The sequence below is a fragment of the Pseudomonas sp. SW-3 genome, from assembly GCF_016615645.1.
GTDB lineage: Bacteria > Pseudomonadota > Gammaproteobacteria > Pseudomonadales > Pseudomonadaceae > Aquipseudomonas > Aquipseudomonas mandelii.
The window spans coordinates 5,938,793-5,952,432 of record NZ_CP067098.1; the positions used below are offsets into that span (position 1 = coordinate 5,938,793).

12 protein-coding genes are annotated in these 13,640 nt (G+C 60.4%); 4 read left to right on the plus strand and 8 right to left on the minus strand.

Features of this window, described 5'->3' with window-relative positions; translation table 11 throughout:
• Positions 1 to 33 precede the first annotated feature (33 nt).
• The 8 genes from JIO00_RS26985 to bioB all read right to left on the minus strand — a co-directional run bounded on the left by JIO00_RS26985 (position 34) and on the right by bioB (position 8,656).
• On the minus strand, positions 34 to 1,323 hold the full coding sequence (locus tag JIO00_RS26985; protein WP_010467125.1) for a GGDEF domain-containing protein: 1,290 nt from the start codon (positions 1,321 to 1,323) through the stop codon (positions 34 to 36).
• 239 nt (positions 1,324 to 1,562) lie between these two features.
• Positions 1,563 to 3,368: a phenylacyl-CoA dehydrogenase gene (locus JIO00_RS26990; protein WP_010467123.1), complete on the minus strand. Its 1,806-nt coding sequence runs from the start codon at positions 3,366 to 3,368 to the stop codon at positions 1,563 to 1,565.
• Positions 3,369 to 3,645: 277 nt separating this feature from the next.
• Positions 3,646 to 3,942, minus strand: coding sequence for a hypothetical protein (locus JIO00_RS26995; protein ID WP_010467121.1), 297 nt, complete (start codon positions 3,940 to 3,942; stop codon positions 3,646 to 3,648).
• A gap of 107 nt (positions 3,943 to 4,049) precedes the next feature.
• Positions 4,050 to 4,730, minus strand: coding sequence for a dethiobiotin synthase (gene bioD, locus JIO00_RS27000; RefSeq protein WP_200667194.1), 681 nt, complete (start codon positions 4,728 to 4,730; stop codon positions 4,050 to 4,052).
• Positions 4,727 to 5,539 carry a malonyl-ACP O-methyltransferase BioC gene (gene bioC / locus JIO00_RS27005; protein ID WP_200667196.1) on the minus strand — a complete coding sequence of 271 codons (813 nt, stop codon included), beginning with the start codon at positions 5,537 to 5,539 and terminating at the stop codon, positions 4,727 to 4,729. The genes bioD and bioC overlap by 4 nt, the downstream gene beginning before the upstream one ends.
• Positions 5,532 to 6,263 carry an alpha/beta fold hydrolase gene (locus JIO00_RS27010; RefSeq protein ID WP_010467117.1) on the minus strand — a complete coding sequence of 244 codons (732 nt, stop codon included), beginning with the start codon at positions 6,261 to 6,263 and terminating at the stop codon, positions 5,532 to 5,534. Before JIO00_RS27010 ends, bioC begins: the two co-directional genes overlap by 8 nt.
• On the minus strand, positions 6,256 to 7,434 hold the full coding sequence (bioF, locus tag JIO00_RS27015) for an 8-amino-7-oxononanoate synthase (RefSeq protein ID WP_010467116.1): 1,179 nt from the start codon (positions 7,432 to 7,434) through the stop codon (positions 6,256 to 6,258). The genes JIO00_RS27010 and bioF overlap by 8 nt, the downstream gene beginning before the upstream one ends.
• 166 nt (positions 7,435 to 7,600) lie before the next feature.
• A complete protein-coding gene (gene bioB, locus JIO00_RS27020) occupies positions 7,601 to 8,656 on the minus strand; it encodes a biotin synthase BioB (protein WP_010467114.1) in 1,056 nt (351 codons plus the stop codon).
• Between the two features lie 90 nt (positions 8,657 to 8,746).
• Here bioB and JIO00_RS27025 point away from each other — a divergent pair, with 90 nt between their 5' ends.
• The 4 genes from JIO00_RS27025 to JIO00_RS27040 all read left to right on the plus strand — a co-directional run bounded on the left by JIO00_RS27025 (position 8,747) and on the right by JIO00_RS27040 (position 13,555).
• Positions 8,747 to 9,487, plus strand: a complete 741-nt coding sequence (locus JIO00_RS27025) for a ComF family protein (protein ID WP_200667198.1) — start codon at positions 8,747 to 8,749, stop codon at positions 9,485 to 9,487.
• A gap of 187 nt (positions 9,488 to 9,674) precedes the next feature.
• The gene (locus JIO00_RS27030; RefSeq protein ID WP_010467111.1) at positions 9,675 to 10,439 is read left to right on the plus strand and encodes a TOBE domain-containing protein; all 765 of its coding nucleotides are present in this window, start codon (positions 9,675 to 9,677) and stop codon (positions 10,437 to 10,439) included.
• Between the two features lie 57 nt (positions 10,440 to 10,496).
• Complete coding sequence (locus JIO00_RS27035; protein WP_200667200.1) at positions 10,497 to 12,398, plus strand: PhoX family protein; 1,902 nt, start codon at positions 10,497 to 10,499, stop codon at positions 12,396 to 12,398.
• Between the two features lie 182 nt (positions 12,399 to 12,580).
• Positions 12,581 to 13,555: a serine/threonine protein kinase gene (locus JIO00_RS27040; RefSeq protein WP_077747291.1), complete on the plus strand. Its 975-nt coding sequence runs from the start codon at positions 12,581 to 12,583 to the stop codon at positions 13,553 to 13,555.
• Positions 13,556 to 13,640: the final 85 nt, after the last annotated feature.

Sequence of the window (13,640 nt, forward strand, 5' to 3'; positions counted from 1 at the left end):
TCACAGTCCAGGCGCTGAATGCGCCATCATCACTCAACCCGCAGCGGCGTCCATGCGCACCGCGCCACGGCGAGTCTGACCGAATGCCACCACGCAATTTCGCCCGGCGCCCTTGGCGCTGTAGAGCGCTTCGTCCGCGGACTTGAGTACTTTTTCGGGGGTGCGCTGCTCTTGTCGTTCGGCCACGCCGATGCTGACAGTGACCGACACACTGGTAGCGCCCGAACCTGCACGTTTCTGGCGACCTTGCTGGTCGTCCTGAGGACGGCTGTCCTGATTGCGCAACTGAATGTTGTAGGTGGCGATGGATTCGCGGATGACTTCCAGGTGCGGCATGCACTCTTCGAGGGTCTTGCCCGCGAACACCAGGGCAAATTCCTCACCGCCGTAGCGATATGCCCTACCGCCTCCTCCGATTTTCGACAGCTTACTGGCGACCAGTCTCAAGACCTGATCGCCGACATCGTGACCATGGGTGTCGTTGAATTTCTTGAAGTGATCGACGTCGCTCATGGCCAGCACGTAATTGCGCCCCAGCCGCTGCATCCGCTCGTTCAAGGCGCGACGACCCGGCAGGCCAGTGAGCTCATCGCGGAAGGCCATTTGATAGGCCTCGTGGGCGACCGCGGCGGCAATCATTAGCATCACCTGACTGCACATGATGTTCAGGGTGAACGGCAGGATGAAAGTTTTCGGCAACGCCCAGAACAACCCGACCAACCCCACCAGTTGTGCGGCGTGCAAGGGTCTGGGGTTACGCCAGTATTGCCAGCTCAGCAGCAGGAACGAGGCGATGAACACGGGATAGGACAACTGGATCAAGCTCATCCAGGCGCCATGCAGCGCTGGCCAGCGGATTTCCGACAGCCACATCAACAAGGCCTGGGGATAACTTTGCTCCAGCCCGAGCGCGACACTGCCAACAGCGAGCAATACCGCGAAGCGCGCCACCATGTCCTGAAACAAGTGGGTGCGTTCCTGCCATGCGGCGAACACGCCGAACAACAGCGGCAGCAATAGGCAACACAGGTGGAACACCACTGCTGCATCTTCACGGACCTTGCCGTTGTCGCGGTAATAGTCGGTCTGGGTGTCGAGCAGAAAGTAGGCGATGTACACCGTCACCATCAGAAACAGTTCGCGCTGACGTCGGTAAACCGCGCAATACGCACCACCGAGTAACAGCACCAGGGTCGGCAACACGTTGAACAGCGAAGTGAAAAAGACGTTGAGGTCCTTGATGTAAGCGGCCGCAAGCCCCGCAAGCAAAAGCAGTAACGACGGTAGGAAATGGCTGATACGTACAGCGGAAGAACGCGGCAAGGGTAAAGCTCCGACCGTCATGACAATAGATGGCATTGTGCCCACCTACTGTAACGGCAGAAATGCCGACTTACTGAGTCGATTGTCAGGTTTTTTTAGCGGGTGTTTCAGTGGCCGCAGACCGAATTGGCAGTGACTGGCTCCCATCAAAGATCGCGGGCGAGCTTTTACTTTCTCCAAGAACAAAAAAGCCGCTACCCCGGAAGGGATAGCGGCTTTATGAAGAACTGCGTTGAGGCTTAGTAGCCCAGTGCGAAGTCTTCTTCTTTCATGTCCATCAAGTTGTTGGCACCCGACAGCATGGTTGCAACATGAGTGCGGGTACGCGGCAAGATGCGCTGGAAGTAGAAGCGCGCAGTCTGCAGCTTGGCGGTGTAAAACGCCTCTTCGGAAGTGCCGGCAGCCAGTTTCTCGGCAGCCAGACGCGCCATGTCAGCCCAGAAGTAGGCCAGGCAGGCGTAACCGGAGTACATCAGGTAGTCCACCGACGCCGCGCCGACTTCTTCGCGGTCCTTCATGGCAGCCATACCGACCTTCATGGTCAGCTCGCCCCATTCTTTGTTCAGTGCAGCCAATGGCTCGACGAACTCTTTGACCGCTTCGTTGCCTTCGTTGGTCTGGCAGAACTTGTGGACGATCTTGGTGAAGCCTTTGAGGGCTTCGCCTTGAGTCATCAGCACTTTACGACCCAGCAGGTCGAGTGCCTGGATACCGGTGGTGCCTTCGTACAGCATCGAAATGCGGCTGTCGCGAACGTTCTGCTCCATGCCCCACTCGGCGATGAAGCCGTGGCCACCATAGATTTGCACGCCGTGGTTGGCAGACTCAAAACCGACTTCAGTCATGAAGGCTTTGGCGATTGGCGTCATGAACGCCAGCAGTGCGTCGGCTTTCTTCTTCTCTTCTTCGTCTACGCCGTATTTGACGATGTCGACTTGCTTGGCGGTGAAGTAAACCATCGCGCGGTTGCCTTCGGCGAACGCTTTCATGGTCAACAACATGCGACGTACATCAGGGTGAACGATGATCGGATCAGCGGCTTTTTCCGGCGCTTTCGGGCCAGTCAGCGAGCGCATTTGCAGACGATCGCGAGCGTATTTCAGGCCGCCCTGGAAGCCGATCTCGGCGTGGGCCAGGCCTTGCAGCGCGGTGCCCAGACGAGCGGTGTTCATAAAGGTGAACATGCAGTTCAGGCCTTTGTTCGCCGGGCCGATCAGGTAACCGGTGGCTGCGTCGAAGTTCATCACGCAAGTGGCGTTGCCGTGGATACCCATCTTGTGTTCCAGGGAACCACAGGTCACGGCGTTGCGTGCACCGATCGAACCGTCAGCGTTCGGCATGAACTTCGGCACGATGAACAGCGAAATGCCTTTGGTGCCAGCCGGCGCATCCGGCAGGCGAGCCAGCACGATGTGGACGATGTTGTCGGCCATGTCGTGTTCACCGGCCGAGATGAAGATTTTGGTGCCGGAGACTTTGTAGGAACCGTCGGCTTGAGGTTCAGCCTTGGTGCGCAGCATGCCCAGGTCGGTGCCGCAGTGCGGTTCGGTCAGGCACATGGTGCCGGTCCATTCACCGGACACCAGCTTGGTCAGGTAAGCCTCTTGCTGCTCAGGCGTACCGTGCTCGGAAATGGTGTTCATCGCGCCGTGCGACAGGCCTGGGTACATGCCCCACGACCAGTTGGCTTCGCCAACCATTTCGCTGACGGCCAGACCCAGAGACTCCGGCAGGCCCTGGCCGCCGTGTTCTACGTCGTGGGCCAGGCTTGGCCAGCCGCCTTCAACGAATTGCTTGTAGGCTTCTTTGAAGCCAGTCGGGGTTTTAACGCCGGACTCGCTCCAGGTGCAGCCTTCGGTGTCACCCACGCGGTTCAGCGGAGCCAGCACCTGCTCACAAAACTTGGCGCCTTCTTCGAGAATGGCGCTAACCATGTCTGGAGTTGCGTCTGCGCAAGCCGGAAGGCTCTGATAGTGCGCTTCGTAGCCGAGCAGTTCGTCACGAACGAAGCGAATATCACGCAAGGGGGCCTTGTAGTCAGGCATAGCGATAAACCTCTGCTGATGTAACCGGGAATGAACGACCGTGTTGATTTGTTGTGACGGTCAAACAGTTGTTTGAAACATACGTTTACGCCCAAATCTTGTCAAGCGCCGATCTTTTGCCGTTCGTCATCACGCGCACAAATGCCGGGCTCGCAGCCGCGCCGCCGCCGTTGACAACGCAACAGGCCATGCTGGAAAGATTAGTTGAGGGAGAAGGACTTACGCACAAAAACGCCGCGAATAGTCGCGGCGTTGGCAGGACGGGTTCAGCTAGGGGTCAAGCGTAGGTATCAATCAACGTTCCAAGCATTTCATCGGACGCCTTGGCGACTTTCACGCCGGCCTCCACCTGAAACTTGCCCTGTGCCATCTCGACCATATTGCTGGCCAGGTCCGATTGCTGGCTGCGGTCAACCGAACGCAGGCGGTCTACCTGAACCTCGGAAGACTGGCTCGTCACCGAACGCTCGAGGGTACTGCTGGCGATCTGGCCGGAAGCCTGATCGACACGGTTCTGCCCTGTCTGAATAGTGCTCAGACCGGCATAAAAAGCGGTGTTTCCTGAGATTTCCATGGGAGAACTCGTCCTAAATAGGAACAACAGCGGCCATTGAAACAGACCTGATGGCAAAAGGCCCGACAAAAACACTAATGGCACAGTGCCTTGTCATAGGCAAAATCTCAATCCAGCAGATCCAGTTGCAGGTGTTCCGCCACCGCTTCTGCGGTGACCGATTTGAGTTTTGGCACTCGTCCAAGACAAGGCGCGGGAATGCGCTCGGCGAGGGTCGCGAGGTTCTCTTCCAGGCGCGAGGTCTTCGGATCGATGATATTGGCCACCCACCCCACCAGCTGCAAACCATCCTGGGCAATCGCCTCGGCGGTCAGCAGCGCATGATTGATGCAACCCAGGCGCACGCCGACCACCAGGATCACCGGCAGGCCCAGCGCCATTGCCAGATCCGACAGATTGTCCTGATCCGCCAACGGCACGCGCCAGCCGCCGGCGCCTTCGATCAAGGTGAAATCGGCCTGCATGTCGAGAATCGCGAGCATCGGCGTCAACAGTGATTGCACCGTCAGCGCCACGCCCGCCTCCCGCGCGGCCAGGTGCGGAGCAATCGGCGGTTCGAACGCCACCGGGTTGACCTGTGCATAAGTCAGCGGCAACGAGCACTCGGCCAGCAGCGCCAGCGCATCGGAATTACGCAAACCCTTGGGCGTCACATCACAGCCGGAAGCGACTGGCTTGCCCGCCGCCGTACTCATGCCCGCCGACCGCGCAGCATGCAACAAGCCGGCAGCAATGGTGGTCTTGCCGACATCAGTGTCCGTGCCGGTAATGAAATAAGCAGCGCTCATATGGGTTTCTCCAACACGGCGTAGACCACTTGATAAGTCGCCGGCAATCCTTCGGCCTGACGAAACTGCTCATAAGCCTCGACCAAGCCAAGGATCCGCGCCCGACCGGTCAAACCGCCCGGCCGACCGGGGTTCAAGTTGTGCGCGCCCAACGCCTTGAGTTCATGCGTCAGGCTGCGCACGTCCGGGTAATGCAACACATGAGGACGGGTCTCCAGACTGACAATCCGCAAACCACTGGTCGCGCACAGCTGTTGATAAATACCGAACTCGCGGAAGCGATTGACGTGCACCATGCCATCCACTTGACGCCAGCTGTCACGCAACTCAAACAGCGTCCCTACACAAAGACTAGCAAACGCGAATACCCCGCCCGGCTTGAGTGCCCGAAACGCCTCACTGAGCACCGATTCGAAATCCGCGCACCACTGCACCGCCAGGCTGGAGAAGATCAGATCACAGGTCGAATCCTGCAACGGCAACCGTTCTGCATCCCCGGCGATGAAATGGGTGGCGCCGCCTAATGGCCGGGCGTGTTTGAGCATGCCCTCGGCGATGTCCATTGCCAGTCCCTTGCCCGAAGAAAAGCGCTCGCCCAATGCCCGACTGAAATGCCCGGTACCGCAGCCCAGATCCAGCCAGACACCCGGCACAAAATCACCGGGCAAACGGCTCAACAACTGGCTGCCGACATCGCGCTGCAATTCAGCCACGCTGTCGTAGCTCGCCGCCGCGCGGGAGAAGGAGGCCGCCACCTGGCGCTTGTCAGGCAAGCCGCCGGGTAGATTGGGGAAAGATAAATCAGTCATCACCGGACTCGTGCAAAAAGGCCTGGATCGCCCCCGCCACACCGTGGGGGTCTTCCAGTAGAAACGCATGGCTGGCCTGTTCGATCAGGCCGATTTCGACATCCGGCAGCAAGGCCAGCAACTCGCTCGCTGCCTCGGCCGGGACCAGACCGTCGAGGCCGGCGAACAAATGCAGTTGCGGACCACGAAATGCCTGCAAGGCTTGACGGGTATCTAGTTGGGCGAGCACTTCCAGACCGCTCATCAGCACTGCTTCAGAGGTGTGCGGCGCCCCACCGAGCAACAACCGCGACAGCCCGCGAGGATCTTCCGAGCCTTGGGCGCAAAGGAGTGAAAAGCGCTTCAACGTCATTCGCGGATCGGCCTTGCAACCGGCGAGAAACGCGTCGAAGGTTTCGCCAGCCATCGCGCTCGGCCATTGCTCATGGGCGACAAAAGAAGGATTGCTCGCCAGGGTCAGCAAGCCACAGCAACGATCACCACGACGCGCCGCCAGCTCAGAGGCAAGCATGCCACCGAGGGACCAGCCACCGAGCCAGGTGTCTTGCGGGATCGTCGAATCCAGTTCATCGAGCCACTCTTCAATATCGCTCGATTCCAGTTCCGGCAACGGCTCGATCTCTACCCGCAGATGCTCATCCAGCCCCTGCAAGGCGGCCGCTAAAGGCTCCAGCGGTGAAATGCCGAGGCCCCAGCCGGGCAGCAGAATCAGTCGATCACGCATGGCTTGGCTCCGGTCCCAGTAATTGAAAACAATCGGCCAGTCCATTCAACAATAGCTGCACCTGCGCTTCGCTGTGGGCGGCGGTCAGGGTCACGCGCAGACGGGCGCTGCCGGCGGGCACGGTGGGCGGACGAATCGCCGTGACCATCAGCCCGCGCTCGCGCAGCATCTGCGACAGTCGCATCGCACGCCCGGCATCGCCGATCATGATCGGCTGGATAGGCGTGAAGCTGTCCATCAACTCCAGGCCGATCTGCTCGGCGCCATGGCGGAACTGGCGGATCAGCGTCTTCAGATGCTCGCGTCGCCAATGTTCAGTGCGCAGCAGCTCAAGGCTTTTCAGCGTCGCGCAAGCCAGGGCCGGTGGCTGGCTGGTGGTGTAGATATAGGGGCGGGCAAACTGGATCAGGCTTTCGATCAGTTCTTCGCTGCCGGCCACAAAGGCTCCTGCCGTGCCGAATGCCTTGCCGAGGGTGCCGACCAGCACCGGCACGTCTTCCTGACTCAAGCCGAAATGCTCGACAATCCCGCCGCCGTTGGCGCCCAGCGGGCCGAAGCCATGGGCGTCATCGACCATCAGCCACGCGCCCTTAGCCTTGGCTTCCCGGGCCAACGCCGGCAAGTCGGCAATATCGCCGTCCATGCTGAACACGCCGTCGGTGACCACCAGTGTATTGCCGGTAGCCTTCTCCAGCCGCTTGGCCAGGCTGACCGCGTCGTTGTGCAGATAGCGATTGAAACGCGCGCCGGACAACAAACCGGCATCCAGCAACGAGGCATGATTGAGGCGGTCTTCCAGCACCGTATCACCCTGCCCGATCAACGCGGTGACCGCGCCGAGGTTGGCCATGTAACCGGTGGTGAACAGCAGCGCACGCGGGCGACCGGTCAGGTCGGCCAACGCTTCTTCCAGCTCATGATGCGGCGTGCTGTGGCCAATGACCAAATGCGACGCCCCGCCACCGACACCCCAACGAGCAGCACCGGCGCGCCAGGCTTCGATCACTTGCGGATGATTGGCCAGGCCCAGGTAATCGTTGTTGCAGAACGCCAGCAATGGCTGACCGTCGACCACCACCTCCGGGCCTTGAGGGCTTTCGAGCAGGGGGCGCTGGCGGTAGAGGTTTTCGGCACGACGGGCAGCAAGGCGTGCGGCGAGATCGAAAGACATGCAGGCCTCGTGGATCAGAATTCAGTAGCGATCGCAGTACCTGTGGGAGCGAGCCTGTTCGCGAAAGCTATCGAACAACCAACATTTATGTTGAGTGTGAATGCCTCTTCGCGAGCAAGCTCGCTCCTACAGGGTTTTGCATTCCTTCAGAAAGATCAGTGGAGCGTCAAACAGCCGCGTTATAGAACTGCTCGCTGCTCTTCTGCTCAACCAACGCTTGTTCGATCGCGGCCTGATGCACTTCGTCCGCGTGCTCTTCGCGCGCTTCCGGCAGGATCCCCAGGCGCGAGAACAGTTGCATGTCCTTGTCGGCCTGCGGGTTGGCGGTGGTCAGCAGTTTTTCGCCGTAGAAAATCGAGTTGGCACCGGCGAAGAACGCCAGGGCCTGCATCTGCTCGTTCATCGCTTCGCGGCCAGCGGACAGGCGCACGTGGGATTGCGGCATCAGGATGCGCGCGACGGCGAGCATGCGGATGAAGTCGAACGGGTCGATGTCCTCGGCGTTTTCCAGCGGCGTACCGGCGACTTTCACCAGCATGTTGATTGGCACCGACTCTGGATGCTCGGGCAGGTTGGCCAGCTGGATCAGCAGATTGGCGCGGTCATCGAGGGACTCGCCCATGCCGAGGATGCCGCCGGAGCAGATCTTCATCCCCGATTCACGCACGTAAGCCAGGGTTTGCAGGCGCTCGCTGTAAGTGCGGGTGGTGATGATGCTGCCGTAGAACTCCGGCGAGGTGTCGAGGTTGTGGTTGTAGTAATCGAGGCCGGCGTCGGCCAGCGCAACGGTCTGGTCCTGATCCAGGCGACCCAGGGTCATGCAGGTTTCCAGTCCCATGGCTTTCACGCCTTTGACCATTTCCAGCACGTAAGGCATGTCTTTGGCCGACGGGTGTTTCCACGCCGCGCCCATGCAGAAACGGGTCGAACCGATGGCCTTGGCGCGAGCGGCCTCTTCGAGGACCTTCTGCACTTCCATCAGCTTTTCTTTTTCCAGGCCGGTGTTGTAGTGACCGGACTGCGGACAATATTTGCAATCTTCCGGGCAGGCGCCGGTCTTGATCGACAGCAGGGTGGAAACCTGGACGCGGTTGGCGTCGAAATGCGCGCGGTGCACCGTTTGCGCCTGGAACAACAGGTCGTTGAATGGCTGAACGAAGAGTGCTTTGACTTCGGCCAAAGACCAGTCATGACGCAGGGTGGCAGAGGTGCTGGCGCTCATGGGCGTTTCCTTGTTTATGCTTGGCAAGCGACTGGGGAAGGGAATACCCACAGACGCGACACGGATGTTCGGCATATTTAAGGAAGAGTGATGCGCTGTCAACCACGATACGTTGAACCGGTTTACATCTGGTTAAATAATAACCAACACTGTTTGCTCTGCAGTGAAGCCACCGAGGACGTCAGGCCGATCTGCATGGCCTGTGAAACCGACCTGCCCTGGCTGGGCGATCACTGCCAGACCTGCGCGCTGCCCTTGCCTGCCTCAGGCCTGACGTGTGGCCCATGTTTAAAGCTGCCGCCGGCTTTCGAGCGGGTCGCCGCGCCCTGGACGTACAGCTTTCCGGTGGACACATTGATCACGCGCTTCAAGCACAGCGCCAAGTGGCCGTTTGGCCGCCTGCTCGGCGAACTTCTCGCGCAGTTCCTGCAACATCGCTTCGATGAGGACCTTGATCGGCCCGACGTTCTGGTCCCCGTTCCGCTGGCTGCAAAACGCCTGCGTCAACGGGGTTTCAACCAGGCTGCGATGCTCGCCCACTGGCTCAGTAGTAGCCTCGACATCCCTTGCGATGAACAACTGCTGCTGAGGATTCAGGACACCAGCGCGCAACAGGACCTGAATGCCGACGCTCGCAAAAAGAACCTGCGCAATGCGTTTGCCCTGACGGCCGATGCGCCGGTCAAAGGGCGGCACCTGGCAATTGTGGACGACGTGCTGACCACAGGCGCCACGGCTCAGGCCCTGGCTCGCCTGTTGATGGACGCGGGCGCGGCTCGGGTAGATGTTTATTGCCTGGCCCGCACGCCCAAACCCGGCGACGCAGCCTGACGTAACGCCATGCACAAAACCTGTGGGGGCGAGCCTGCTCGCGATGGCGGCGTATCAGACACATCAATGGTGACTGTGATGGCCTCATCGCGAGCAAGCTCGCTCCCACAAGGACGTGGGCTGACTTGACTCCCAGACTTCCAGCCGCCAACGTCCTCCCCATCACCACAGCCCAAAGCGCCTCACCATGTCCTTGCCCACCTTGTTGTCCCAGCACATTGTCCGTCGCCCGCAGCGCATCGCGTTGCTGCAACATATTGCCGAACAGGGCTCGATCACCCGCGCCGCGAAAAGCGCGGGACTGAGTTACAAGGCGGCGTGGGACGCTATCGATGAGCTGAACAACCTAGCGCAAAAACCGCTCGTGGAGCGCAGCGTCGGCGGCAAGGGCGGTGGTGGCGCCAAGCTTTCAAGTGAAGGCCAGCGAGTGCTGCGCCTTTATCAAAAACTGCAAGCCTTGCAGGCCCAGGTGTTGGAAGCCGCCGAAGATGCCAGCGACCTGGACCTGCTCGGTCGGCTGATGCTCAGAACCAGCGCGCGCAATCAATTGCACGGCAAGGTCGTGGCGATCGACAACCAGGGGCACAACGATCGGGTCCGTCTTGAACTGGCCGAAGGCTTGACCCTCGATGCGCAGATCACGCACGACAGCACCCTGCGCCTGGAGCTGGAGACCGGCACCGAAGTCGTGGCCCTGATCAAGGCCGGTTGGCTGGAGTTACTGGGCATCGATCAACAAGCGACACCGGGTAGCAACTCTCTGAATGGCATCATCGAAGAAATACTCGACGCCCCAGACGGCCCCAGCGAAGTGCGCATCGGCCTGCCCAATGGCCAGACACTCTGCGCGCTGGCCGAGCCGCAGCACCTGAGGAGCCAGGGGCTTGCCATCGACAAACCGGTGCGGGTGCAGTTCGCGCCGTCCAACGTATTGCTCGGCACACCGCTCTGAAACAAAAGTTTCATCATTGCTCTTTAAGGTGGCTGCAAAACCAGCAGGGAGCCTGATGTGAGCCTATTAGAAGAAAACCAGTCCACCGACCTCGAGAAAATGGTCGGCCTCAGCCGTCGCGGTTTCATCAGCGCCGGCGCCCTCTGCGGTGCGGCCATGTTCCTCGGTGGCAACCTGCTGAGCCGCAGCGTATTGGCCGCGAGTGTCAGCGCAGGCTCCAGCAAACTGTTGGGTTTTGACAGCATCCCCGCCGCCACCAGCGACGCAATCACCCTGCCGCCGGGCTATAAGTCTTCGGTACTGATCAGCTGGGGCCAGCCATTGCAAAAGAACGGTCCGGCATTTGACCCGAGCGGTAACGGCACCGCCGAGCAACAGGAAGTCCAGTTCGGTGACAACAACGACGGCATGAGCCTGTTCGAATTTCCCGGCGAAAAAGACCGGGCGCTGATGGCGATCAACAACGAATACACCAACTATCGCTACCTCTACCCGCACGGCGGCATGCCGCAATCGGCCGAAGAGGTGCGCAAGGCTCTGGCCTGCGAAGGCGTGTCGGTGATCGAAGTGCAACGCAAGAACGGCCAATGGGCGTTCGTCCAGGGCTCGCGCTACAACCGTCGCATTCACGGCAACGCACCGATCAGCCTCAGCGGCCCGGCTGCCGGCCACGCACTGGTGAAAACCAGCGCCGACCCGCAGGGCAAGCATGTCCTGGGCACCTTCCAGAACTGCGCCAACGGCATGACGCCGTGGGGCACGTACCTGACCTGCGAAGAGAACTTCACCGATTGCTTCGGCAGCAGCAATGCCGAGCAGAAGTTCGATGCCGCGCAGAAGCGTTATGGCGCAGTGGCGGCCAGCAAAGAGATCAACTGGCATCAACACGATGAGCGGTTCGACCTGGCGAAAAATCCGAACGAGCTCAACCGTCACGGCTGGGTCGTGGAAATCGACCCGTTCGATCCGCAATCGACGCCGGTCAAACGAACTGCGCTGGGCCGCTTCAAACATGAAAACGCTGCGCTGGCTGAAACCCATGACGGTCACGCCGTGGTGTACATGGGCGACGACGAACGCGGCGAGTTCATCTACAAGTTCGTCAGCCGCGACAAAATCAACCACAAGAACCCCAAGGCCAACCGCGACCTGCTGGACCACGGCACCTTGTACGTGGCGCGCTTCGATGCGGGCGACAGCAACGCCGATCATCCGAAAGGCCAGGGCGAATGGATCGAACTGACCCACGGTAAAAACGGGATCGACGCCAGCAGCGGTTTTGCCGATCAGGCCGAAGTGCTGATTCACGCGCGCCTCGCGGCCAGCGTGGTGAAGGCCACGCGCATGGACCGTCCGGAATGGATCGTCGTCAGCCCCAAGGATGGCCAGGTCTATTGCACGCTGACCAACAACGCCAAGCGTGGCGAGGACGGCCAACCGGTGGGCGGGCCGAACCCGCGCGAGAAAAACGTCTACGGGCAGATTCTGCGCTGGCGCACTGATCGTGACGATCACGGCTCCAAAAGCTTTGCCTGGGACCTGTTTGTGGTCGCCGGCAACCCGGGCGTCCACGCTGGCACGCCGAAGGGCGGTTCGTCGAACATCACGCCACAGAACATGTTCAACAGCCCGGATGGCCTGGGCTTCGACAAGGCCGGGCGGTTGTGGATTCTCACCGATGGCGATTCGAGTAATGCAGGCGACTTCACCGGCATGGGCAACAACCAGATGCTGTGTGCCGACCCGGTGACCGGGGAGATTCGTCGGTTCATGGTCGGGCCGGTTGGCTGCGAGGTTACGGGGATCAGCTTCTCGCCGGATCAGAAGACGTTGTTTGTCGGGATCCAGCACCCGGGAGAGAACGGGGGCTCGACGTTCCCGGAGCATCTGCCGAATGGCAAGCCGCGGTCTTCGGTGATGGCTATCACGCGTGAAGATGGCGGGATCGTCGGCGCCTGATCGGGCCCCATCGCTAGCAGGCTAGCTCCCACACGGGATCTGCGACACACCGCAAATCCCCTGTGGGAGCTAGCCTGCTAGCGATGGCAACACCACTCATCTCAAGCCTTAACACTAAAGACGCCCCGTCTGCGCTACCATGCTTGGCCGGACGCGGCAGCCTGCTGCGCGCAGGAGTCAGCATGGCCCACCCGTTTGCAACCCTCACCCCAGACCTCGTGCTCGATGCCGTCGAAAGCATCGGCTTTCTCAGCGACGCACGCATCCTGGCGCTCAACAGCTACGAGAACCGCGTCTATCAGGTCGGCATCGAAGACTCCGAGCCGCTGATCGCCAAGTTCTACCGCCCACAACGCTGGACCAACGAAGCGATTCTCGAAGAACACCAGTTCACTTTCGAACTCGCCGAGTGCGACGTGCCGGTGGTGGCGCCGATGATTCACAACGGCGTCAGCCTGCATGAACACGCCGGGTTTCGTTTCACCCTGTTCCCCCGCCGTGGTGGCCGTGCGCCGGAGCCGGGCAATCTTGATCAGCTGTATCGACTGGGTCAGTTGCTTGGCAGGTTGCACGCCGTCGGCGCCACCAAGCCGTTCGAACACCGTGAAGCGCTGGGCGTGAAGAACTTTGGTCACGATTCGCTGACCACCCTGCTCGAAGGCAATTTCGTCCCCAAGAGCCTGCTGCCGGCCTACGAGTCCGTGGCCCGCGACCTGCTCAAGCGCGTGGAAGAGGTCTACAAGGCCACCCCGCACAAGAACATCCGCATGCACGGCGATTGCCACCCCGGCAACATGATGTGCCGCGACGAAATGTTCCACATCGTCGACCTCGACGACTGTCGCATGGGCCCGGCGGTGCAGGACATCTGGATGATGCTGGCGGGGGATCGCCAGGAATGTCTCGTTCAACTGTCGGAACTGATGGACGGCTACAACGAATTCCACGACTTCGACCCACGGGAACTCGCGCTGATCGAACCGCTGCGCGCCTTGCGCCTGATGCACTACAGCGCCTGGCTCGCCCGCCGCTGGGACGACCCGGCGTTCCCGCACAGCTTTCCGTGGTTTGGCAGTGAACGGTATTGGGGTGATCAGGTGTTGGCGTTGCGCGAGCAATTATCTGCTCTCAACGAAGAACCGTTGAAGCTCTTCTGACAACCAGATCCCCTGTAGGAGCGAGGCTTGCCCGCGAAGAACGATATCGCGGTATTTCAGGCAGACCGCGATATCGTTCTTCGCG

What these genes read in the sequence shown, in the direction of transcription:
- JIO00_RS26995 (WP_010467121.1), bottom strand. Translation starts at nt 3,942, where the DNA reads ATGGAAATCTCAGGAAACACCGCTTTTTATGCCGGTCTGAGCACTATT.
- JIO00_RS27040 (WP_077747291.1), top strand. Translation starts at nt 12,581, where the DNA reads ATGGCCCACCCGTTTGCAACCCTCACCCCAGACCTCGTGCTCGATGCC.
- bioC (WP_200667196.1), bottom strand. Translation starts at nt 5,539, where the DNA reads ATGACTGATTTATCTTTCCCCAATCTACCCGGCGGCTTGCCTGACAAG.
- bioF (WP_010467116.1), bottom strand. Translation starts at nt 7,434, where the DNA reads ATGTCTTTCGATCTCGCCGCACGCCTTGCTGCCCGTCGTGCCGAAAAC.
- bioB (WP_010467114.1), bottom strand. Translation starts at nt 8,656, where the DNA reads ATGAGCGCCAGCACCTCTGCCACCCTGCGTCATGACTGGTCTTTGGCC.
- JIO00_RS27025 (WP_200667198.1), top strand. Translation starts at nt 8,747, where the DNA reads ATGCGCTGTCAACCACGATACGTTGAACCGGTTTACATCTGGTTAAAT.
- JIO00_RS27010 (WP_010467117.1), bottom strand. Translation starts at nt 6,263, where the DNA reads ATGCGTGATCGACTGATTCTGCTGCCCGGCTGGGGCCTCGGCATTTCA.
- JIO00_RS26990 (WP_010467123.1), bottom strand. Translation starts at nt 3,368, where the DNA reads ATGCCTGACTACAAGGCCCCCTTGCGTGATATTCGCTTCGTTCGTGAC.
- bioD (WP_200667194.1), bottom strand. Translation starts at nt 4,730, where the DNA reads ATGAGCGCTGCTTATTTCATTACCGGCACGGACACTGATGTCGGCAAG.
- JIO00_RS27030 (WP_010467111.1), top strand. Translation starts at nt 9,675, where the DNA reads ATGTCCTTGCCCACCTTGTTGTCCCAGCACATTGTCCGTCGCCCGCAG.